Here is a 21,043-nt window from a genome sequence, read left to right as displayed (position 1 = left end):
ATGAAGAACCTTCTTTCCGCATTCTCCGCGCTCGTGGCGTTCGGCATGATCGCCGGAGCGGCCGAAGCCGCCGACCTCGTGCTTTACACCAGCCAGCCGAATGCAGACGCGCAGGCCACCGTCGACGGTTTCAAGGCCGCCAATCCCGGTATCGAGGTCGAATGGGTTCGCGACGGGACGCCGCAGATCATGGCGAAGCTGAATGCCGAGATCCAGGCCGGCAACCCGGTCGCCGATGTCCTGCTGATTGCCGACACGGTGACGCTGGAGCGCATGAAGCAGGCCGGCCAGCTTCTGGCCTACAAGTCGCCGGAAGCCGCCAATTACGACAAGGCCCTCTACGACGCCGACGGCTATTATTATTCCACCAAGCTCATCACCACAGGCATCATGTACAATACCCAGGCGTCGATGAAGCCTGCAAGCTGGGCCGACCTTGCAAAGCCGGAAGCCAAGGGTCTTGTCACCATGCCGAGCCCGCTCGCCTCGGGTGCCGCGCTCATTCACGCCCAGACGCTGACTGCCGTTCCCGATCTCGGCTGGGACTATTACAAGCAGCTCAAGGATAATGGTGCGATCGCCGCAGGCGGCAATGGCGGCGTGCTGAAGTCGGTCGCATCGGGCGAAAAGGCCTATGGCGTCGTGGTCGATTACATGCCGATCCGAGAAAAGGCCAAGGGCGCGCCGGTCGAGTTCGTCTTCCCGAAGGAAGGCGTGTCTGCCGTGACTGAGCCCGCAGCGATCCTCGCTTCCACCAAGCATGCCGAAAACGCCAGGAAGTTCATCGATTATGTGCTTTCCGAGAAGGGGCAGGAGGGTTTCCTGCAGCTCGGCTATATCCCGGCTCGCACCGGCATGGCGGTTCCGGCCGGCTTTCCGGCTCGCGACACGATCAAGGTTCTGCCGATCAACGCCTCGGAGGCTCTCAAGAATTCCGAGAACGACGTCAAGACCTTCTCGGATATCTTCGGCACCAAAGGCTGATATAAACGCCTGATGACGCGACCTAAGAATCAGGGAAACAGCCAGCCGCGCTGGCTGTTTCCCTTTGTCGTAACGGTAATCTTTTGTCTGAGCGTGCTGCCGCTTGGGCGGCTTGCGGTGACCGGTATCGTGTCGGCCATGCAGGGCGGGGCGCATCAGCTTCTCTCCGATCCCGCTCTCTGGCAGGCGGTCTACGATACCTTGACGACATCCTTCTTCGGCATGATTGTCGCGGTGGTGCTCGGCGGCGGTTTCGCGCTTCTGCTGACGCTGTTCGATATCCGCGGCAAGGCGGCGCTCGGCTTCCTTTTCATGCTGCCGACGATGATCCCACCGCAGGTGACGGCGCTTTCGTGGATCGGCATGACCGGACCTTCGAGCACGCTTCTGAAGGCGCTCGGGCTGGCGCCGCCGCTCGGAAGCCCGCAACCGCTCTATTCCATCGGTGGGATTGCATTGCTCTACGGCGTGCAGAATGCGGCGCTCGTCTATCTCTCGCTCCGGGCGGGGCTGCTCGCCTTGCCGCGCGATGGGGTGGAGGCGGCGAGACTTGCGGGCGCATCGTCCTGGCAGGTTCTGAAGGATGTGATCCTGCCGCTTTCCTTGCCCGGCTTTGCGGCCGGTGCGGCGATCGCCTTCGTCTCCTGCGTCGGCAATTTCGGCATTCCGGCAATCCTCGGCATCCCCGCTTCGATCTATACGCTGCCGACGCTGATCTATTCGAAATTCGCGAGTTTCGGACCCGGCACATTCGCGGCTGTCTCGCTGCTTTCAGCCATGATCGCAATCCTGTCGATTGTCGGGCTCATCGTGGAGGAACGGGTGCTGCGCGGACGTGATTATCGCGTTATCGGCCTGTCCGGGCAGGTGGCGGTGTTTCGGCTGGGAGCCTGGCGGTGGTTTGCGGAGATCACGCTTTGGCTGACGATCCTGATCATTCTCGTGATGCCGCTGACGGCGCTGGTTGCCAGCTCGCTGGCGCCCGCCTACGGCGTGCCGCTGAGTTCTTCGACCGCGACCATCCAAGCCTATGAGGAAATCCTGTTCCGCCAGACGGTGACGCGCACGGCATTCACCAACTCCGTCACTCTGGCGCTGACGACGGCATTTGGTCTCCTGGCAGCGACCGTGCTGACCGGTTATTTCCTGGTGCGCGGCAGGAGCCGGTTCGCACCGGTCATTGCGGCTCTCGCCGAGATCCCCTATGCCCTGCCGGGCATCGTGCTGGCAGTGGCTTTTATCCTCGTCTTTGCGGCACCCGTTCCGGTGATCGGCATCTCGATCTACGGGACGATATGGATCATCCTGATCGCTTATTTCTCAAGTTTCTTTGCCGTCAGCCTGAAGCCGGTGGTGAGCGCCTTCCGGCAGCTCGATCCCTCGCTCGAAGAGGCGGCGCGGCTTTCGGGGGCGCGTTTCGGACGGCGGCTTGCCGATATCCTCGTGCCGCTGGTGGCGCCGGCGGCGGGCGCCTCGGTGATCCTCGTCTTCCTGATCGCATGCAACGAGCTGACCATCTCGGCGCTCCTCTGGTCGGCCGGCACGCAGACGCTCGGCGTGGCGATCTACAATCTCGACGACAGCGGCAGTTTCAACCTCGCGTCTGCTCTTTCGGTCCTCGTCGTCATCATGGTCGTGGTGATGATGCTGGTGCTGGAACTGATGGCGAAGCGACTGCCGAAAGGTGTGGTGCCATGGCGAAGCTGATCCTCAACAGCCTTTCCAAGTCGTTTGAAACGGGCGGCAGGCCCGCGGTGAACGGCGTGTCGCTCACCGTCAGGGAAGGCGGCTTTCTGGCTTTGCTCGGCCCTTCCGGCTGCGGCAAGACGACCGTGCTCAGGATGATCGCCGGTTTCGAGCAACCGACAGACGGTTCGATCCTGCTCGGCGAACGGACACTGGCGGATGCGAGCGAGATGGTGCCGCCGGAAAACCGCAATATGGCGATGGTCTTCCAGTCCTATGCGCTCTGGCCGCATATGAGCGTCGCGGAGAACGTCGGTTATCCGCTCAAGGTGCGCGGCGTTCCCGGCGAGAAGAGACAACGGAAGGTGAAGGATGCCCTTTCTGCCGTCCGGCTCGAGAGCTACGCCGATCGACGACCGGCCGACCTGTCCGGCGGCCAGCGCCAGCGCGTCGCGCTCGCCCGCTGCCTCGTGACGGAACCCGATGTCGTGCTGCTCGACGAACCGCTTGCCAATCTCGACCGGCATCTGCGGCAGGAAATGGAGGAGACCTTTCGCGAGTTTCATGCGCGATCGGGAGCGACGATGATCTACGTCACACACGACCAGGCGGAGGCGATGGCGCTGGCGACGGACGTGGCGGTGATGTCGGAAGGCCGGCTCCTGCAAGTGGCGGCCCCCGAGGAGATCTATGCGCGGCCGGACGGCCGGCTGGTCGGTGGATTGATCGGGCAAGGCGCAATTCTTTCCCTTCCGTCTCCGGATGGTGACAGGCGGCTTCTCGACTGGCCGGCCATGCAGTCGCTGCTATCGACGCGGGAGATTGGGCGGGGGAATGATCCGGTTGCGGATATCCTCGTCCGCCCGCAGGATGTGGAGATCGCGGCGGAAGGGGTGGCGGTCAGCGTTCTTTCGGTTCTCTTCGAAGGCGAGCGTTATGCGCTGCGCCTTGCCCTTGCGGATGGCCAGACCCTGCGTGCCTTCAGCCGTCGATCGTTCAGGGTTGGCGATACCCTGACGGTTATCATCCGCTCGGCCTGGAGATTGTAGCCACGCGGCATTCTGGTGGTTATGGTGCTGACGAGAATAGGGAATCTCCGCATGTCGCTGCGCCTCGGCACGTTCAACATCGAAAACCTGATGACGCGTTTCGATTTTTCCGGCTGGCGCAACCAGCTTCGGCAGGACCGCGTGCTGAGACTCTATGACGTGCAGGACAAGGCTGTCTACCAGCAGCTGGAACAGGCCCGCCTGATCGCCGAAACCGACGATACGCGGCAGCTTTCGGCGCTGGCGATCGCGGAAGCGGATGCCGATATCCTCTGCCTGCAGGAGGTCGACAACATGCCGGCGCTGCAGGCCTTCGAATACGGCTATCTCTACCGCATGGCCGGAAACGGCTATCGCCAGAAATATCTCGTCGAGGGCAATGATTCTCGCGGCATTGATGTCGCGGTGCTGATGCGCGAAGAGACCCGGGCGGGCGAACCGATCGAGGTGATCGATATCCGCAGTCACGCCATGCTGACCTATCAGGACCTTGATCTGTTCAACGAGGAACTGGCCCTGACCAGCAAGCCGCATGACAAGATATTCAAGCGGGATTGCCTCGAAGTCGAACTGAAGGTCGGCGGAAAGCCCCTGTCGCTTTACGTGGTCCATTTCAAGTCCATGAGCAATTCGCGCGAGGGCCTGGATGGACGAACCGGCACCATGGCGATCCGCACGGCTGAGGCGAGGGCGGTGCGCCATATCATCGAACGCCGTTTCGGCATGGGGCGGACCGGGACCAGGAATTTCGCCATCTGCGGCGACATGAACGATTATCAGGAAAAGGTGCAGGTGATCGGCACGCGGCGCGAGGGCTACCGGTTCGAACCAAGGCGGGAAGAAAAGAGCGCGCTCGACGTCTTCAGCGATGACGGCTTCGCGGTGAACCCGATGCAGCGCCGTGACGGGATGGATCGCTGGACGCTTTACCACGCTCGCGGGCCTGAGGAACAGCATCTCTGCCAGCTCGACTATATCTGGCTTTCTCCGGCGCTCGCCGAGTACAATCCTGACAGTGTTCCCGAGATCATCCGCGGTGGGCAGCCCTATCGCACCGTCTTTCCTCCGGGACAGGAAGTCGAGCGATTTCCGCGCATCGGATGGGATCGTCCGAAGGCGTCGGACCATTGTCCTGTCGTCATGACGCTGGAGCTCCAATGACCATCGAACTTTCCGACGATCTTTCCGGCTTGCCGCCGGAAAGGACCGTTTTCCATGTCGACCGGGTTAGGATGCGCATCATGACGGGCGACCATCCATTCCACCTTGCCGAACGGGAGGCGATCGCTGAGAACTGGAAACGGGAGATCGCCGCCAATCCTGCCCTGTTCGACGGCCGGATGATCCTTCAGAGGCGGATCGGCCTGGTACGGGGCGGCATTGTCAGTGAAGGCTACATCGCGCCCTTTTCCACCTTCTTATGGTGGCGCAAGCAGCCGGAACGGCATGGTGCGCTGCATATCCATTCCTATCCGGTTCTGGAAACTTCGGACGGTGCCCTGGTGGCCATCCGGAAGGGAGCGCATACGGCGAATGCGGGCATGGTTTATTTTGCCTGCGGCTCCTTCGACCCCGATGACGTCGTTGACGGTCATTGTGACCCCGAACTCAATATGCGGCGCGAGGTGCTGGAGGAGACGGGGATCGAACTGCATGATGCGACTGTAAGCGACGGATACTACATCGCTCATTTCCGGCGGACCGTGACCCTGTTCCGGCTCTTCCGATTCGATGAGACCGCGGACCAGATGATCGCTCGGATCGAGCGGCATATGCATGTTGCCGAAGACAAGGAAATCGCGGGCGCGGTGGCGATCCGTTCGGCCGATCCTTCAGTCCATCCTTACCATGTCGGCATGTTGCCCGTTCTGAACTGGTATTTCGGCCAAGGGCAAGACGTTGCCGAATAGGGTTGCACTGGATGGGCTGCTCGGGCAGTTTGGCACCATCGAAAATTGCAGGGAGGGAACTGCTGTTGGCCCGTCGCTACAGCATCTATGACGTCTTCACCAACAGGAAGCTTTCCGGCAATCCTTTGGCGGTCATTTATGACGCAGACGGTCTTGCCGACGATGCCATGCAGGCAATTGCGAGGGAGATGAATCTCTCGGAAACGGTTTTCGTGAAGTCTTCCTCCAATCCCGCCTATGCCGCGCGGCTGCGGATCTTCACACCCGGGAGGGAACTTCCCTTTGCCGGACATCCGACGGTTGGGACTGCAATAGCGCTTGCCGAACGTGATCACGGCATCCGTGGAGCGGACATGGATCTCGTCTGCGTGCTGGAGGAAAATGTCGGACCGGTGCGCTGTGCCGTGCGGCTTCGGGCCGGTGAGGCCGGATTTGCGGAATTCGACCTGCCGAGGAAGCCCCAACGGATCGACCTGCCGCTCGACCATCAGGGGCTTTCCGATGCGCTCAGCGTCAAATCGACGGATATGGGGTTCGAGAATCACGTGGCGTCGATCTGGAGCGCCGGCGTGCCTTTCCTGATGATTCCGCTGCACAATCTTGCCATTGTGCAGAACCTGGAATTTGATCCGCTCCTTTGGGAAAGGGCTGCTCCCTTCGTCGAAGGGGCGCTTGCTTCCGCTTATGTCTATTGTCGTGGCGGCGTCCACCATCAGGCGAAATTCCACGCACGCATGTTCTCGCCGGACATGGGGATTTCCGAGGACCCGGCGACGGGCGCGGCGGTCGCGGCGCTTTCTGGTGCGATCCGTCATTTCGATGCGCTGCCGGATGGGCATCATCCTCTCCTCGTGGAGCAGGGCGTCGAAATGGGCAGGCCGTCCTTCATCTACCTGCATATCGACGTGAAGGATGCCGAGATCGCCAAGGCACGGATCGGCGGGCAAGCCGTCAGGCTTGCGGAAGGTATGCTTGACCTGTGAATTTTCGGCATGCGTCGAAGATTGCGATATTGTGACGCGGTAAATTGTTGAAACTTCAGCTCTTTGCGCATCTGGTGCGAATTTGGCCCGTTCCATATCCGCTGGAGTTCAATCCGGTTGGATTTTTTGCCCGAAGAGGCAAATAATTTTTGCAGAGCCGCTGGACAAGGCCGGCGTTCCCCTTTATACGCCCCCTCACACCGCTGGCGAGGACGCCTCGCCGCAGACGGTCTTGGGTGATTAGCTCAGTTGGTAGAGCAGCTGACTCTTAATCAGCGGGTCGTAGGTTCGAGCCCTACATCACCCACCATCTCCTTCCATGACGAAAGAAATTTCCGGGCAGAGGCGAGCGTCTTCTCACGCGGCTTTGGGTTGAGCCGCCGCAATGCGGCGCTCGGTCTGGCGCAGGCACAGAGCGAGTGCGAAGCCGAGCGTCGTGGTGGAGAAGATGTAGTAAGGCGCCGCCTGCCAGCCGGATGCCGCGACGATCGAAGCGAGCAGCATCGGACCGAATACCTGGCCGATATTGGACCCCTGCATGACGAAGCCGCTGAATGTGCCGACGAGGTCGCGGCGCGGGGCATAGACCGGCAGAGAACCCATGATCGTCGCCGGCAGCACGCCACCTGAAACGGCGTAAAGCACTGACGCGCCATACCTCATCCACAGCGGAAAGGCGTGGCCGAAGACGATGAAGGCCGTCATCGTCAGCATGATGCAGGGGCCTGCGATCAATATCCAGCGTGGCGCGCCCCATCGGGCGAAAACGCCGCCAAGCACATTTCCGACGCCGTTTGCGAGCACGGCAAGCGCGGTCATGACGGATGCAGCCGCCAGGCCGATCCCCATATCCTCGATCAACAGCGTCGGCAGGAAGCCGAAGACAGCCATGAAGCTTGCGCTGTAGGTGGCAAAGATTCCTGAAAGGATCCAGGACATCGGCCGAGATGCGGTGAGCCTGACCGCCGCCGGCAGCGATGTCGAAACCTTCCCGGCGGCCCTCGGCTGCGCGGTTTTCATCATCATCAACGCAATCATCGGAACGAGGCTCAGCATGGCTGCGAAAACCCAGGAGCCCTGCCAGCCGAAGCTCGGCAGGAGGAAGGGCGAGATCATCATCATGACGGAAACGCCGACGGGCATCCATACGCCCCAGAGCGCGAAGGCGAGCCCCGTATCGCGCGGATCGATCGATGAGGCGATCAGGCCGGGCGCCGCGACGGAGACCATGATCAGGCCGACGCTTTCCAGCACGCGGCTGGCGAAGATCACCGCTTCGGAATGGGTCGCGGCACCGATCAGGCTGCCTGCGACGAGCAGGGCCAGGCCGAGGATCATCGCGCGTCGATGGGTCAGATGGTCGGTGAAGCGGCCGATGAGGATGCCACAGACGGCGCCGAGCGCGCTGACCAGCCCCATCAGCCAGCCGGCGGCGACGAGATCCATGCCAAGTTCCGAGCGCAGCATCGGGATCGCGGGCGGTACCTTGCCGACATGCAGTGCGGCTGCGATGCCGCCCAGTACGGCGATTGCGACATGTCCCCAACGTGTCATGCTCTGCTTGTTCCGATCATCAAAGGCAAACTCTCGAACGGCTTTACCATCCTCACAGGTGCCGAAGCATAAATTCCTTGCGAAGAGCATGATTTATGGTTGAAGGAACGCCTCGTTCAGCCCGCCTTCCGGATCTGCTCGCGGTTTTCCTCGATCTTGAGGTTCTGCACCAGCTTGGCGAGCCAATCGACGAAGACCCGAACCTTGTTCGAGAGGTGGCGCGTCTGCGGATAGACGATGTAGAGAGGCAGGGATTCGCATTCCCAGTCCGCAAGAACTTCGACCAGCTCGCCGCGTGCGACCGGATCGCGGGCCATGAAATGGGCCGCCTGGGCGACGCCCATGCCGGTGGTTGCGGCAGTGAGATAGCTGCGCGCGTCGTTGACCGAGACGACATAGCGCGGGGTTACTTCGATCACCTCCTCGCCGCGGCGGAAATCGAAAGGCATCGTCCGCCCGGCAGTAGCGTTGAGATAGCCTACGGACATGTGCTTGTCCTCCAGTTCCTTCGGATGAGAGGGAAGGCCGAAGCGGCGGATATATTCCGGCGAGGCGTAGGTCTTCATCCTGAGTTCGCCCACCTTGCGGGCGATTAGCGACTGATCCTTCGGCGTGCCGCCGCGAAGCGCGCAATCCACGTTTTCGGCGATGTAGTCCACCAGCCGGTCGCCGACCCCGATGTCCAGGCGGATATTCGGATAGCGTGTATAGAAGTCGCAAAGCGCAGGAATGACGACAAGGTCGGCGAAGGCGCCTGCCATCTCCACCCGCACCCGCCCGGAGGGCGTCGTCTGCGAGTTCGACATGCTGCCGTCAAGCTCCTGGATTTCTGAGAGAATCTGGATCGCACGCTCATAATAGAGCGCCCCGTCGGTGGTCACTATGACTCGCCGCGTCGTGCGGTTCAGAAGCTTGGTGCTGAGATGCGATTCCAGTGCTTGCACCATGTTGGTCGCCGTCGTCTTCGGAATGTTGAGCGTTGCGGCGGCGCGCGTAAAATTGCCGGTTTCGACGACCCTGACGAAAACGCGCATTGCTGAAAGCTGATCCATATGTCACCTGTTGCGATGCGGTATTGTCCATCAATTTGGAATAGTGTTGTCCGTTAGGCTGACTTGTGGTCAACGCTGCGAACAATAATATATGTTCCAAGTGATAAGGCAAGAGCTGCCCCCCTTATGGGCGCCGAAGCGAGTCCGTTGTGAGTGAGAAGGTCGTCAGTGGGATTTGGGAGAATATCGGGCTGGAAGGTCCTCCCGTACCCCCGATCCCGATGCGCCTTTACGGCGATAAGGCAAAGGTGAAGGTGAAGGGAGCGCCGATCGTTCTCTACTTTCGCGGTGATGCCTTTCAGGGCGGGAGGCTGGAAGAGGCAGAGCGGCCGGCAGGCACTGCGCTGGTGGATGCCGGCGCGATCGTTTTGGAAGCAGATTACGCCAGGGGGTCCGACAGCCGGTTTCCGCAGGCTATGGAACATGCGTTTATGGCGCTCGCGTATCTGAGCACAAAGCGGAAGCTGTATGGCGGCTTGAGCAAGTCCCAGCTATTCGTGGCCGGGGACGAGGCAGGCGGAAATATCGCAGCTGGCGTGGCGTTGAAAGCGCGCGACGTGCTGCCGGGCGAACTGAGCGGGCAGATCCTGATGTCGCCGATGATCGACCCGATGATGGCGAGCAATTCGTTCAACCGGGCCGACGAGATCGGCATGGGGCAGCGCTGGGCGGAAGGTTGGAGCCACTATCTGCGTTCTGCATGCGGCTTCCAGCATCCCTATGCCGCACCGTGCCTCTGTTCGCGGCTTTCGGGTGTCGCCCCGGCGCTGATCGTGACATCGGAGGATGATCCGCTGCACGACGAGGCGATCGGTTATGCTGAGCGGCTGGCAGCGTCGGGCGTATCGGTCAGGCAGAAGGTTTTCCCGGTCGGCTGTGGCTGGACGGGTATTTACAAGGGCGGCAGCGGAAAATGGATGGAGACACTTTGCTCCGAGTTTACCGGCTTCGTCCACGAATTGAGTGCATAGCATATATATTTGAAGGAAGATCGCGGCCTGCTCCCTAGGCCGTAAGGAGAGTAGCAATGACATCGAAGATCAAGAACTGGGCCCTGTGGGGTACCGGACTGGGTACGGCCGCGCTGATTGCAGGGGCCTCCGTCTATCTCGACATACCGCAAGGAGCGAATGCCGCTCCTGCGACGGCCGCCGCGGCGGCACCGGCCGTTCCGGTGACCGTCGCAACCATCGAACCGCGCAACGTCACCACCTGGCAGGAATTCTCCGGCCGGCTAGAAGCCGTCGACCGCGTGCAGATCCGTCCGCGCGTCGCCGGTACGATCCAGGCGGTGCATTTCCGCGAAGGCGGACTGGTGAAAGCGGGCGACTTGCTCGTCACCATCGATCCGGAACCTTACGAAGCGGCGGTCGCACAGGCCGAAGGGCAGGTGGCCTCTGCTGAAGCCAGGGTTCAGCTAGCCACGACCGAACTTGAACGCGGCAAGACCCTGGCAGCCAATAATACGATCTCGCAAAGCGATCTTGCACAGCGCCAGAGCACCAAAGGCGAAGCGCTTGCCAACCTCCAATCCGCGAAGGCGGAACTGAGGGTGGCTGAGCTCAATCTCGGTTATACCGAGATTCGGGCGCCGATTTCCGGCCGGGTCGGCAGATTGGAGATCACTGTCGGCAATCTCGTGGCATCGGGTTCGGAGTCCGCTCCGCTGACCACTCTTGTTTCCGCCGATCCGATCTATGCGAGTTTCGACGCCAGCGAAGAGCTGGTGACCCGGATACTGGCGCAGCTTCCGGCTCAGAACGGCACTCCAGCAATCGAGCAGGTGCCGGTGGAGGTCAGTACGCTTGCCGACGGCGGTGCTCCGATCCGCGGTAAGTTGCAGCTTATCGACAACGAAGTGAATGCTCTGAGCGGCACGATCCGTGTGCGCGCCGTCTTTGACAATCCGGGTGGTCGCCTTATCCCGGGCCAGTTCGTGCGGGTGCGCATGGGCCAGCCGAAGTCGGAGGATCACCTGATGGTCAGTGAAAAGGCCGTCGGCACCGATCAGGACAAGAAATTCGTCTTCGTGGTCGATGCCAACAATACCGTCGCCTACCGGCAGGTGGAACTGGGCTCGGCGGTGGATGGCCTCAGGATTGTCGAAAAGGGGCTCAACCCCGGCGATCGGATCGTCGTCAACGGCCTGCAGCGTATCCGTCCCGGCGCACTGGTCGAGCCGCAGGACGAGGCCAAGGTCGCTACAAAGTAATCCGCTGACCGGCTGTTGGCCGGTCAGCCTCCAAGACATCATTCGCGTTTGTAGCCTGCAGCCCCGATGGACTGCAGGGCGGACGCTTTCCGTTTCTTGTTCAACCCCGGAGAGAGGGCTTTGACATGAATATTTCCAGGTTTTTCGTCGACAGGCCCGTCTTTGCGGCCGTGTTGTCGATCCTCATCGTGGTCGCCGGCCTCATTGGCCTCAGATCGCTTCCGATTTCCGAATATCCGGAAGTCGTGCCGCCATCGATCGTCGTGCGCGCTACCTATCCCGGCGCCAACCCGACGGTCATTGCCGAAACCGTCGCCACCCCGCTCGAGGAGCAGATCAACGGCGTCGAAGACATGCTCTACATGTCCAGCCAGGCAACCTCCGACGGCGTGCTGACACTTACCGTCACCTTCAAGCTCGGCACGGACCCGGACAAGGCCCAGCAGCTCGTGCAGAACCGGGTGTCACAGGCCGAACCGCGCCTGCCGACAGAGGTGAGGGCGCTGGGCATCACGACGGTGAAAAGCTCGCCCGACTTCATCATGGTCGTCAACCTGGTCTCGACCGGCGACGACTATGATATCACCTATCTTCGCAACTATGCGACGTTGAACATCAAGGACCGGCTCGCCCGGATCGAAGGCGTCGGGCAGGTGCAGGTCTTCGGCGCCGGCGACTATTCGATGCGTGTCTGGATCGATCCGCAGAAGGCGGCTGAACATTCGCTGGCCGCAGGCGACATCAGCAATGCGATCCGGTCCCAGAACGTCCAGGCCGCAGCGGGCATCATCGGCGCATCGCCAAGTGTACCGGGTGTCAACCTGCAGCTCAACGTCAACGCCCAGGGCCGTCTCCAGACGCCGGAGGAATTCGGCAACATCATCGTCAAGAGCGGCGAGAATGGCGAAATCACCAGACTGCGCGATGTCGCCCGCATCGAACTCGGCGCTGCCGACTACACGTTGCGCTCGTTGCTGGACGGCCAGCCGGCCGTGGCCGTGGCGGTCCTGCAGGCTCCAGGCTCGAACGCGATCGAAATCGCCGACAATGTTCGCGCCACCATGGACGAACTGCAACTCGCCATGCCGACCGGCGTCAAATACGAGATCGTCTATGACACGACCAAGTTCGTGCGCGCCTCGATCGAAAAGGTCATCGAGACCTTGCTCGAAGCGATCGCGCTCGTTGTTCTCGTGGTCATCCTCTTCCTGCAAACCTGGCGCGCTTCGATCATTCCGCTGATCGCCGTTCCCGTCTCGATCATCGGAACGTTCGCAGTCATGTATGCCTTCGGCTTCTCGATCAACGCGCTGACGCTCTTCGGACTTGTTCTGGCGATCGGCATCGTCGTCGACGACGCGATCGTCGTGGTGGAGAACGTCGAGCGCAATATCGAGAACGGCCTCAGTCCGCGCGACGCGACGTATCGCGCCATGAAGGAAGTGTCCGGTCCGATCATCGCCATTGCGCTGGTGCTGGTCGCGGTCTTTGTACCGCTCGCCTTCATCAGCGGCCTGTCCGGCCAGTTCTACCGGCAGTTCGCGCTGACGATCGCGATCTCCACCGTGATTTCGGCAATCAACTCGCTGACGTTGTCGCCGGCGCTTGCAGCCCTTCTTCTAAAGGGCCATCACGCCCCGAAGGACGGACTGACGCGGTTCATGGATCTGATCTTCGGCTGGTTCTTCCGCGGCTTCAATCGCGTCTTCGGAGCCGCCTCCAACGGCTACGGGCGGACGGTCGGCGGACTGCTTTCGCGCAAGAGCCTGGTGATGATCATCTATCTTGCGCTCGTCGGTCTGACCTACAGCATGTTCAATGCCGTGCCGGGCGGTTTCGTGCCGGCACAGGACAAGCAGTACCTGATCGGCTTTGCCCAGCTTCCGGATGGTGCGACGCTCGATCGCACGGAAGACGTGATCAAGCGGATGAGCGATATCGCCATGGAGCAGCCAGGCGTCGAACACGCTATCGCTTTCCCGGGCCTGTCGATCAACGGCTTCACGATCGGCTCGAATGCCGGCATCGTCTTCGCCGTACTAGACGACTTCGAGAACCGCAAGACGCCGGAGCTTTCGGGCGGCGCCATCGCCATGGCGCTGAACCAGAAGTACGCCGGCATCCAGGATGCGTTCATCGCCATGTTCCCGCCGCCGCCGGTCAACGGTCTCGGTCAGACGGGCGGTTTCAAGCTGCAGATCGAGGACCGTGCCGGTCTAGGTAACCAGGCGCTCGACGAAGCGACCAAGGCGGTTCTCGCCAAGGCCTATCAGACGCCGGAACTCGCCGGTATCTTCTCGAGCTTCCAGATCAACGTGCCGCAGCTCTATGCCGATCTCGACCGCGCCAAGGCCGAACAGCTCGGCGTCTCGGTGAGTGATGTCTTCGAAACGCTGCAGATCTACCTCGGCTCGCTCTATGTGAACGACTTCAATGCCTTCGGCCGTACCTACAGCGTGCGGGTGCAGGCGGATGCGAAATTCCGCGCCAAGGCCGAGGATATCGGCCAGTTGAAGGTTCGTTCGCAGTCCGGCCAGATGATCCCGCTTTCCGCTCTGCTCAAGGTGGATGCGCAGACCGGGCCTGAACGCACGACACGCTACAACGGCTTCCTGTCGGCCGACATCAACGGCGGTCCGGCTCCGGGCTATTCGTCCGGACAGGCAGAGGCGGCGATCGAGAAGATCCTCGACGAGACGCTGCCCTCGGGCATCGACTTTGAATGGACAGACCTGACCTACCAGCAGATCCTGGCCGGCAATTCCAGCATTGTCGTCTTCCCGCTGGCACTGCTGCTCGTCTATCTCGTGCTCGCCGCACAGTATGAGAGCCTGACGCTGCCGCTTGCGATCATCATGATCGTGCCGATGGGTGTTCTGGCCGCCCTGACCGGCGTCTGGTTCACTGGTGGAGACAATAACATCTTCACCCAGATCGGCCTCGTGGTGCTGGTGGGACTTTCGGCGAAGAACGCGATCCTGATCGTGGAATTCGCCCGCGAGCTGGAGTTCGAAGGCCGTACGCCGTTCCAGGCGGCAGTCGAAGCGAGCCGGCTGCGCCTGCGGCCGATCCTGATGACCTCCATGGCCTTCATCATGGGCGTGGTGCCGCTCGTCGTCTCGACCGGCGCGGGTGCAGAAATGCGCGCGGCCATGGGTGTCGCGGTCTTCTCCGGCATGATCGGCGTGACCTTCTTCGGCATCTTCATGACGCCTGTCTTCTACATGCTGGTGCGTTTGCTTACCGGCAGCCGCCCCTTGCGGCAGCACGGCACGGAGGCGGCGCCCGCTCTCTCTCCAGCGGAGTAAGCTCACCTCCGGCCGCGCGGGCTCTTTCCACCGGGAGCCCGCGCGGCAATTTCCTTTTCGCTGTTCAAAGCGCTCCGCCGTCGATGACGATCGTCTGGGCCGTCATGGCGGCGGAGGCGGTTGAGGCAAGGAACAGGCAGGGGCCGACAAGATCTTCCGCCACAAGCACCCGCTTCAAGCACTGGCGGGCAACCATCGCGGCAATATTCTCCTCCTTCAGCCAAAGCTCCTTCTGACGTTCCGTTACGATCATGCCGGGCAGGATCGCATTCACACGAATGTTTTCCGGTCCGAGCTTTCCCGCCAGGCTCTTGGTCAATCCGATGATGCCGGCCTTGGCGGTCGTGTAAGCGGGCATTTCACCCATATTGAGCAGATAGGCGATCGAGGAGAAATTGACGATCGCGCCGCCGCCGGCTTTCCGCAGATACGGGACGATGGCCTGCGAGACAAAGAACATCTGCTTCAGATTGATCGCCTGGCTATTGTCCCAATATTCCTCCGTTACGGCTTCCAGTTCATGCCGGTCATCCCATCCGGCGTTGTTGACGAGCACGGACATCGATCCGAGCCTGTGTGCAGCCTCGTTCGCTGCAGCCTTGGCCTCTTCGATGTTGCGGAGATCGGCTTTCACGTAGAAAACCGGATGACGGGATTTCTCTGTCAGCCGCGCGGCGAGATTCCGGCTGACATCGTCGGCAATGTCGATGAAGGCCACCCGCGCCCCCTGAGTGGCAAAGCCTTCCACCAATGCCGCGCCGATGCCCGAACCGCCGCCGGTGACCAGCACGCCACAATCGGCGAGATCCGGATGGGACACGGAAACCTGGGCCAAGACATCCTCCCTTGCGTTCGACCTAGGAAGACAGTTCTACCGTGCTGAAAAGGGAAGGCAAGGACGGCGGCAATACTTGTTTCAATCGATTTGCATCTTCATATGGTAGAGCTGACACCAAAACCGATTCCGGCCATTTCTGCGTCGGATTGCCCCTGAAGGATCTGCCCTTGTCTTTTGCCGCCGCGCCGGAAATCAAGCTTCCCCAAAAGGCCTACGCTGCCTTCCTTTTCGACATGGACGGAACGATCCTGAATTCGCTTGCCGCGGCGGAACGAGTCTGGGGCCGATGGGCGGCGGCCATGGGGCTCGATGTCGAAAGTTTTCTGCCGACCATGCATGGCAAGCGCGGCATCGACACGATCAGTGCGCTGAACCTGCCGGGCATCGATCCGGTCGCCGAGGCGGAATTCATCCTGCGCGGTGAGATCGAGGACGTGGAAGGCGTCGTGCCGATCCCGGGCGCGGTGGAGTTCCTTTCGGCCCTGCCGCCGGAGCGCTGGGCGATCGTTACATCCTCGCCGATCGAACTGGCGAAGCGCAGGCTCCGAGCGGCCGGCATTCCCGAACCGCGCCATATGGTGACAGCAGAGGATGTGACGGTCGGCAAGCCCAATCCACAAGGGTATATCCTCGGCTCCGAACGGCTCGGCGTAAACCCGTCAGAGGCTCTGGTCTTCGAGGACGTGCTTGCCGGCATCCGGGCAGGAGAGGCGGCCGGCGCCGATGTCATGGTCATCACCGCCACCCATAACCATGAGATCGAGACCGGACATTGGAAGATTCCCGGTTATCTCGATGTGACAACACATATTGCTGATGGTGGGCGGCTTTTGGTTCGCTTCAAGGGCTGATTGTTTCAGCCGGCAAGGCATCGGACTGCACTTTCTCGTGATAATATTGCACTTGATGCAAAATTCACTAACTTCGTTTTGGCTGCGGCGTTACCTGGGTCATTCGGTGCGCAGCAAACTGTTTTTTCAGGACGGAGGTTCCTATGCCTTGGAATTGCCATGCAGGCTGTGATTGTCGACGGAATACGCGATCGCATTTTCATACCGGTGAGTCTCTGACCATGAGAGCAGACGTCGCATTCTCCGATTTCCTGCATTTCTTCCGTTCCTGGATCAGCAATCCCATGCGCGTTGCAGCCGTTGCACCTTCCGGCGACTCGCTCGCGCGGCTGATGACCCAGGAGATAGCGCCGCTCGACGGGCCGGTGATCGAGCTCGGGCCGGGGACTGGGGTCTTCACCCGCGCCCTGCTTGCGCGCGGCGTTGCCGAGTCCGATCTGACGCTGATCGAATACGGACCCGAATTCGTGCCTGGCCTGCAACGGCGGTTTCCGCAGGCGAGGGTGCTGCAGATGGATGCGGCAAAGCTCGCGCATGCTGATCTTTTCGATGGCGCAATAGCCGGGGCTATCGTCAGCGGGTTGCCGCTTCTTTCGATGTCGCCGCGCAAGGTGACGGCAATCCTCGGCGGCGCCTTCACCTATCTTCGTCCGGGCGGCGCCTTCTACCAGTTCACCTACGGACCGCGCTGTCCCGTCCCGCGTCCGATCCTCGACCGGCTTGGCCTCAAGGCGACGCATCTCGGCGCCACCGTGCGGAACCTGCCGCCGGCGAGCGTCTACAGGATTTCTCGCCGTAAGCCATTGGATCTCGCGCGTGAGCGCCCTCAATCTCATTCCGAGACGGTGATACGCCCGGCCACGAATACCGATCCGGCGAGCGACGATTGAATCGGATGAAATGACGAAGGCGACTGGCAGGGAAACGGAAGGTAGACGCGAACGCAAACGCCGGCAGACCCGCGAGCGTATCGAACAGGCAGCAATCAGCCTGTTCCTGGAGCGCGGTTTCGAAGTCACGACAGTCGAGGACATCACCGAACGCGCCGATGTCTCCAAGCGCAGCTTCTTCGATTATTTCCCCTCGAAGGAAGACGTTGTCTTCGCCTGGCAGGACGGGTTTGCGGAGCATCTGATGAGAGCAATCGCCTCCCGTCCGGTGGACGAACCGGTGGTCAAGGCCGTGCAGTACGGTTTGACAAGCGCCATCGTTTCAGCCGCCGACGAGAGAGCGCTCAGGCTTGGCGAATTGATCCGGCGCACGCCGGTGCTCAATGCCCGCGATCAGTTCAAATATGCCAAGCTCGAAGCGAAGCTTACGGAAGCTCTGAAAGCCCGCAGCCGCAGCGAAGAAGAGAGCGAGCGCCTGCGGCTTCTGGCAGCCGTGGTGATCGGCGCGCTGCGGGTGGCAAGCGAGCGGTGGGCCGCGCAGCCTCCAGGTGGCTCGTTGGAAACATTCGCGCACCGGTTCTTCGCCGACTTCTGGAAGACTCTCATCGACTTCGGCAGCGAAGGACTGCAGATCAGATCAGACTGAGCGTGGCTGCAGTCAGCACCAGATACCGTATGGACTTGCCGATGAAGACGAGGATCAGGAAGATCGGCAGGGGTTCTTTCAGAACGCCCGCCGCGACCGTGATCGCGTCGCCACCGATCGGCAGCCAGCTCAGAAGCAGCGACCATTTTCCATATCTCCGATACCAGACCTGCGCCCGGTCGAGCTTTTCGGGAGTGACGGGAAACCAGCGTCTGTCTCGGAATTGCTCGACGCCGCGGCCGATGAACCAGTTGACAGTTGCTCCGAGCGTATTGCCCACCGAAGCCGCGAGAAACAATCCCGCGAGTGAATACCGGTCAGACAGGATCAGGCCGACAAGGATCGCTTCCGACTGCATCGGGAAGATGGTGGCGGCGACGAAAGCTGCGGAAAAAAGGCCGGCATAGGCGGCAAAATCAAACATGGGAGAGTTTCAATAAAAAGGGGGCGGATGGAGATCCGCCCCGTGCCATTTTCTGAGCCCGGCAGATCAGGCCTGCTTGGCGCGTTCGCCATCCTCGATAGCTGTTTCACCGGCAGCTTGGGCCTGCTGGGCCTTGCGGCGGGTGCGCCAGTCGCCGAGGAACAGCAGGATCGGAGCCGCGATGAAGACCGACGAAGAGGCCGCAACGACGATGCCGAATACCATCGGGATTGCGAAGCTTTCCACCGCGCTGCCACCCCAGATCGCCATAGGCAACATGGCGAGGAAGGCTGTCGCCGAGGTATACAGGCTTCGGGCAAGCGTTTCGTTGATGGATAGGTCGATCAGTTCGCGCAGCGGCATCTTCTTGTAGAGCCGCATGTTTTCGCGCATGCGGTCATAGACGACGACCTTATCGTTGACCGAGTAACCGACGAGTGTCAGCAGAGCCGCGATGGCGGTCAGGTTGAAGTCGAGACCGGTCAGCGCGAAGAAGCCGATCGTCTTCGTCACGTCCAAAACGAGGGTTGCGATTGCGCCGACGGCGAAGGGCCATTCGAACCGAGCCCAGATGTAGACCAGCATGGCGAGCGAGGCGAACACGACAGCCAGGACACCGGCTGTGGCGAGTTCGCCGCTCACCTTCGGTCCGACGACTTCGGTGCGCTCCACCTTGGCAGTGGGATCGATCTTGACCACTTCCGCCTTGAGTTTCTCGACGGCTTCGGTCTGCGCCTGTTCGCCGCCCGGCTGGCGCTCGACGCGGACGAGGACGCGGTTGTTGCTGCCGAATTCCTGCAGCGCGACCTCGCCGAGACCGAGTTCGTCGAGACCGGAGCGGAAGGCCGCCAGATCCGTCTGGTTCTGAGTCGTCACCTCAAGCTGGATACCGCCACGAAAGTCGACGCCGTAATTCAGGCCCGGCGTGATGAAGAGAATGATCGAGGCAATCGAGAGAAAGGCTGAGACGCCGATACCGACGAAGCGGCCCTTCATGAAGTGGATATGCGTGCCGTCCGGAACCAGTTTGATCGGCAGCAGCGGCTTGATGTCGATTTTCTTCAGCTTGCGGCGGGCGGCGATGAAGATCATCACGACACGGACGATGGAAACGGCCGTGAACATCGAGATCATGATGCCGAGGCCCATGGTGACGGCGAAGCCGCGCACCGGACCGGAGCCGAACCAGAAGAGAAGGACGGTTGCGATCAGGCTCGTGACGTTACTGTCGACGATGGTCGAATAGGCGCGCTTGAAGCCCGCGTCGATCGCCGCAAACGCGCTGCGGCCCTTGCGGGTCTCTTCCTTGATGCGTTCGTTGATGAGGACGTTGGCGTCCACCGCAAGACCGATGCCGAGCACGATACCGGCGATACCGGGAAGCGTGAGCGTCGAACCGATCAATGTCAGGCCCGCGAAGGTGAGAATGACGTTGATGAAGAGCGCGACATTGGCGAGGATGCCCCATGTTCCGTAGAGGAACAGCATGAAGGCGACGACGAGGCCGAAGCCGATGAGGCCGGTGAAGATGCCCATTTCGATGGCGTCGGAACCCAGGTCAGCGCCGACCGTGCGCTCTTCGATGACGGTGAGCTTGGCCGGAAGGGCGCCGGCCCGCAACAAAGCTGCGAGCGTATTGGCTTCCTCGACCGTAAATCCGCCCGAAATCTGGCCGGAACCACCGGTGATCGGCGTGCGGATGACTGGCGCGCTCAGCACCTTGTTGTCGAGCACGATCGCGAAGGGGCGGCCGACATTCTGCTGTGTGATCTGGGCGAAGCGGTTGGCGCCTGCCGAATCGAAGCGGAAATTGACGACCGGCTCGTTGGTTTGCTGGTCGAAGGCGGCGCGGGCGTCCGTCAGGCGGTCGCCGGAGAGCTCGACGCGGTCGAGCACCGGATATTGATTGCCTTCCTCATCGGCAAGCATGGTGACCCCAGATTCGCCTTGCTGACCAAGCAGATGGAAGCTCATCTTGGCGGTCGAGCCGAGAAGCTGGCGAAGGCGCGACGGATCCTGCTCACCCGGAAGCTGGACGAGGACGCGGTCGGAGCCGACGCGCTGGATCGTCGGTTCGGCAACACCCACCTGGTCGACGCGCTGGCGGATGATCTCGAGGCTCTGGTCGACGGCGGCGCTGATATGGGAATTGATGCCGGCTTCGGTCTGCGCAATCGAGATCGTGTTGTCGGAGGGCGTGGTGATTGAAAGGTCGCTGCCGCCAACGGTCGTCCCGAGGCCGACGGGGTTGGCAAGCGTCTGCAACTCGGTCACCGCTGCATCGCGCTGGGCGGGGTCGCGGAGCGCGACCGTGATCGTGTCACCTGAACGTCGGATCGCCGAGGTGTTGATGTTCTTGTCGCGCAGCACACGGCGGGCATCCTGCAACAGGCTCTGGACGCGTTCGTTGATCAAGTCGGCGCGATCGACTTCCAGGACCAGATGCGAGCCGCCACGCAGATCGAGGCCGAGCGAAACACGGCTATGCGGCAGCCACGAAGGGAGGCGGTCGAGCGTGGACTGCGGAATGACATTCGGCAGCGCCACCAGAACGCCGATCAAGATGATGAGCGCATAGCTCGCCACCAACCATGGGGAATTTCTCATGTTTTTAATCCTGCTAGGCCCGTGTCACGCTTCCAGGCGGTGAGGGGCG

At 61.4% G+C, this 21,043-nt stretch carries 17 protein-coding genes and 1 tRNA gene; 13 read left to right on the top strand and 5 right to left on the bottom strand.

The window, feature by feature from the left end:
* The 7 genes from JL39_RS05835 to JL39_RS05805 all read left to right on the top strand — a co-directional run bounded on the left by JL39_RS05835 (nt 1) and on the right by JL39_RS05805 (nt 6,922).
* On the top strand, nt 1-984 hold the full coding sequence (locus JL39_RS05835; protein WP_037147287.1) for an ABC transporter substrate-binding protein: 984 nt from the start codon (nt 1-3) through the stop codon (nt 982-984).
* Nucleotides 985-996: 12 nt separating this feature from the next.
* Complete coding sequence (locus tag JL39_RS05830; protein ID WP_037147284.1) at nt 997-2,691, top strand: iron ABC transporter permease; 1,695 nt, start codon at nt 997-999, stop codon at nt 2,689-2,691.
* The gene (locus tag JL39_RS05825) at nt 2,679-3,719 is read left to right on the top strand and encodes an ABC transporter ATP-binding protein (protein WP_037147281.1); all 1,041 of its coding nucleotides are present in this window, start codon (nt 2,679-2,681) and stop codon (nt 3,717-3,719) included. Before JL39_RS05830 ends, JL39_RS05825 begins: the two co-directional genes overlap by 13 nt.
* A gap of 51 nt (nt 3,720-3,770) precedes the next feature.
* Nucleotides 3,771-4,880, top strand: a complete 1,110-nt coding sequence (locus JL39_RS05820; RefSeq protein ID WP_037147277.1) for an endonuclease/exonuclease/phosphatase family protein — start codon at nt 3,771-3,773, stop codon at nt 4,878-4,880.
* Nucleotides 4,877-5,629 (top strand): DNA mismatch repair protein MutT, encoded by a 753-nt coding sequence (locus JL39_RS05815; protein ID WP_037147275.1) that lies wholly within the window; start codon nt 4,877-4,879, stop codon nt 5,627-5,629. The genes JL39_RS05820 and JL39_RS05815 overlap by 4 nt, the downstream gene beginning before the upstream one ends.
* A 65-nt stretch (nt 5,630-5,694) precedes the next feature.
* Nucleotides 5,695-6,612, top strand: coding sequence for a PhzF family phenazine biosynthesis protein (locus JL39_RS05810; protein ID WP_037147272.1), 918 nt, complete (start codon nt 5,695-5,697; stop codon nt 6,610-6,612).
* A 234-nt stretch (nt 6,613-6,846) separates the two neighbouring features.
* Nucleotides 6,847-6,922: transfer RNA gene (locus tag JL39_RS05805), tRNA-Lys, on the top strand.
* Nucleotides 6,923-6,969: 47 nt separating this feature from the next.
* Here JL39_RS05805 and JL39_RS05800 read toward each other — a convergent pair.
* Nucleotides 6,970-8,166, bottom strand: a complete 1,197-nt coding sequence (locus JL39_RS05800; RefSeq protein ID WP_052182695.1) for an MFS transporter — start codon at nt 8,164-8,166, stop codon at nt 6,970-6,972.
* A 116-nt stretch (nt 8,167-8,282) separates the two neighbouring features.
* On the bottom strand, nt 8,283-9,218 hold the full coding sequence (locus JL39_RS05795; protein WP_037147270.1) for a LysR family transcriptional regulator: 936 nt from the start codon (nt 9,216-9,218) through the stop codon (nt 8,283-8,285).
* Between the two features lie 221 nt (nt 9,219-9,439).
* Here JL39_RS05795 and JL39_RS05790 point away from each other — a divergent pair, with 221 nt between their 5' ends.
* The 3 genes from JL39_RS05790 to JL39_RS05780 all read left to right on the top strand — a co-directional run bounded on the left by JL39_RS05790 (nt 9,440) and on the right by JL39_RS05780 (nt 14,738).
* The gene (locus JL39_RS05790; protein WP_052182694.1) at nt 9,440-10,189 is read left to right on the top strand and encodes an alpha/beta hydrolase fold domain-containing protein; all 750 of its coding nucleotides are present in this window, start codon (nt 9,440-9,442) and stop codon (nt 10,187-10,189) included.
* 56 nt (nt 10,190-10,245) lie between these two features.
* The gene (locus JL39_RS05785) at nt 10,246-11,430 is read left to right on the top strand and encodes an efflux RND transporter periplasmic adaptor subunit (protein WP_037147268.1); all 1,185 of its coding nucleotides are present in this window, start codon (nt 10,246-10,248) and stop codon (nt 11,428-11,430) included.
* Nucleotides 11,431-11,555: 125 nt separating this feature from the next.
* Nucleotides 11,556-14,738: a multidrug efflux RND transporter permease subunit gene (locus tag JL39_RS05780; protein ID WP_037147266.1), complete on the top strand. Its 3,183-nt coding sequence runs from the start codon at nt 11,556-11,558 to the stop codon at nt 14,736-14,738.
* Between the two features lie 64 nt (nt 14,739-14,802).
* Here JL39_RS05780 and JL39_RS05775 read toward each other — a convergent pair whose 3' ends face one another.
* Nucleotides 14,803-15,573: an SDR family oxidoreductase gene (locus JL39_RS05775; protein ID WP_037147264.1), complete on the bottom strand. Its 771-nt coding sequence runs from the start codon at nt 15,571-15,573 to the stop codon at nt 14,803-14,805.
* Between the two features lie 170 nt (nt 15,574-15,743).
* Here JL39_RS05775 and JL39_RS05770 point away from each other — a divergent pair, with 170 nt between their 5' ends.
* The 3 genes from JL39_RS05770 to JL39_RS05760 all read left to right on the top strand — a co-directional run bounded on the left by JL39_RS05770 (nt 15,744) and on the right by JL39_RS05760 (nt 17,963).
* Nucleotides 15,744-16,427 (top strand): HAD-IA family hydrolase, encoded by a 684-nt coding sequence (locus tag JL39_RS05770; RefSeq protein ID WP_280114083.1) that lies wholly within the window; start codon nt 15,744-15,746, stop codon nt 16,425-16,427.
* A gap of 221 nt (nt 16,428-16,648) precedes the next feature.
* Nucleotides 16,649-17,317, top strand: coding sequence for a methyltransferase domain-containing protein (locus JL39_RS05765; protein WP_037147262.1), 669 nt, complete (start codon nt 16,649-16,651; stop codon nt 17,315-17,317).
* A gap of 10 nt (nt 17,318-17,327) precedes the next feature.
* Nucleotides 17,328-17,963, top strand: coding sequence for a TetR family transcriptional regulator (locus JL39_RS05760; protein ID WP_037147260.1), 636 nt, complete (start codon nt 17,328-17,330; stop codon nt 17,961-17,963).
* Here JL39_RS05760 and JL39_RS05755 read toward each other — a convergent pair.
* Both JL39_RS05755 and secD read right to left on the bottom strand, forming a co-directional pair.
* On the bottom strand, nt 17,950-18,387 hold the full coding sequence (locus tag JL39_RS05755; protein WP_037147258.1) for a YqaA family protein: 438 nt from the start codon (nt 18,385-18,387) through the stop codon (nt 17,950-17,952). The two genes, JL39_RS05760 and JL39_RS05755, sit on opposite strands and share 14 nt — an antisense overlap.
* Nucleotides 18,388-18,453: 66 nt before the next feature.
* The gene (secD, locus tag JL39_RS05750; protein WP_037147256.1) at nt 18,454-20,994 is read right to left on the bottom strand and encodes a protein translocase subunit SecD; all 2,541 of its coding nucleotides are present in this window, start codon (nt 20,992-20,994) and stop codon (nt 18,454-18,456) included.
* Nucleotides 20,995-21,043: the final 49 nt, after the last annotated feature.

The organism is Rhizobium sp. YS-1r (genome assembly GCF_000757525.1).
Taxonomy (GTDB): domain Bacteria; phylum Pseudomonadota; class Alphaproteobacteria; order Rhizobiales; family Rhizobiaceae; genus Neorhizobium; species Neorhizobium petrolearium.
This window is presented reverse-complemented; position numbering and strand designations above follow the sequence as displayed.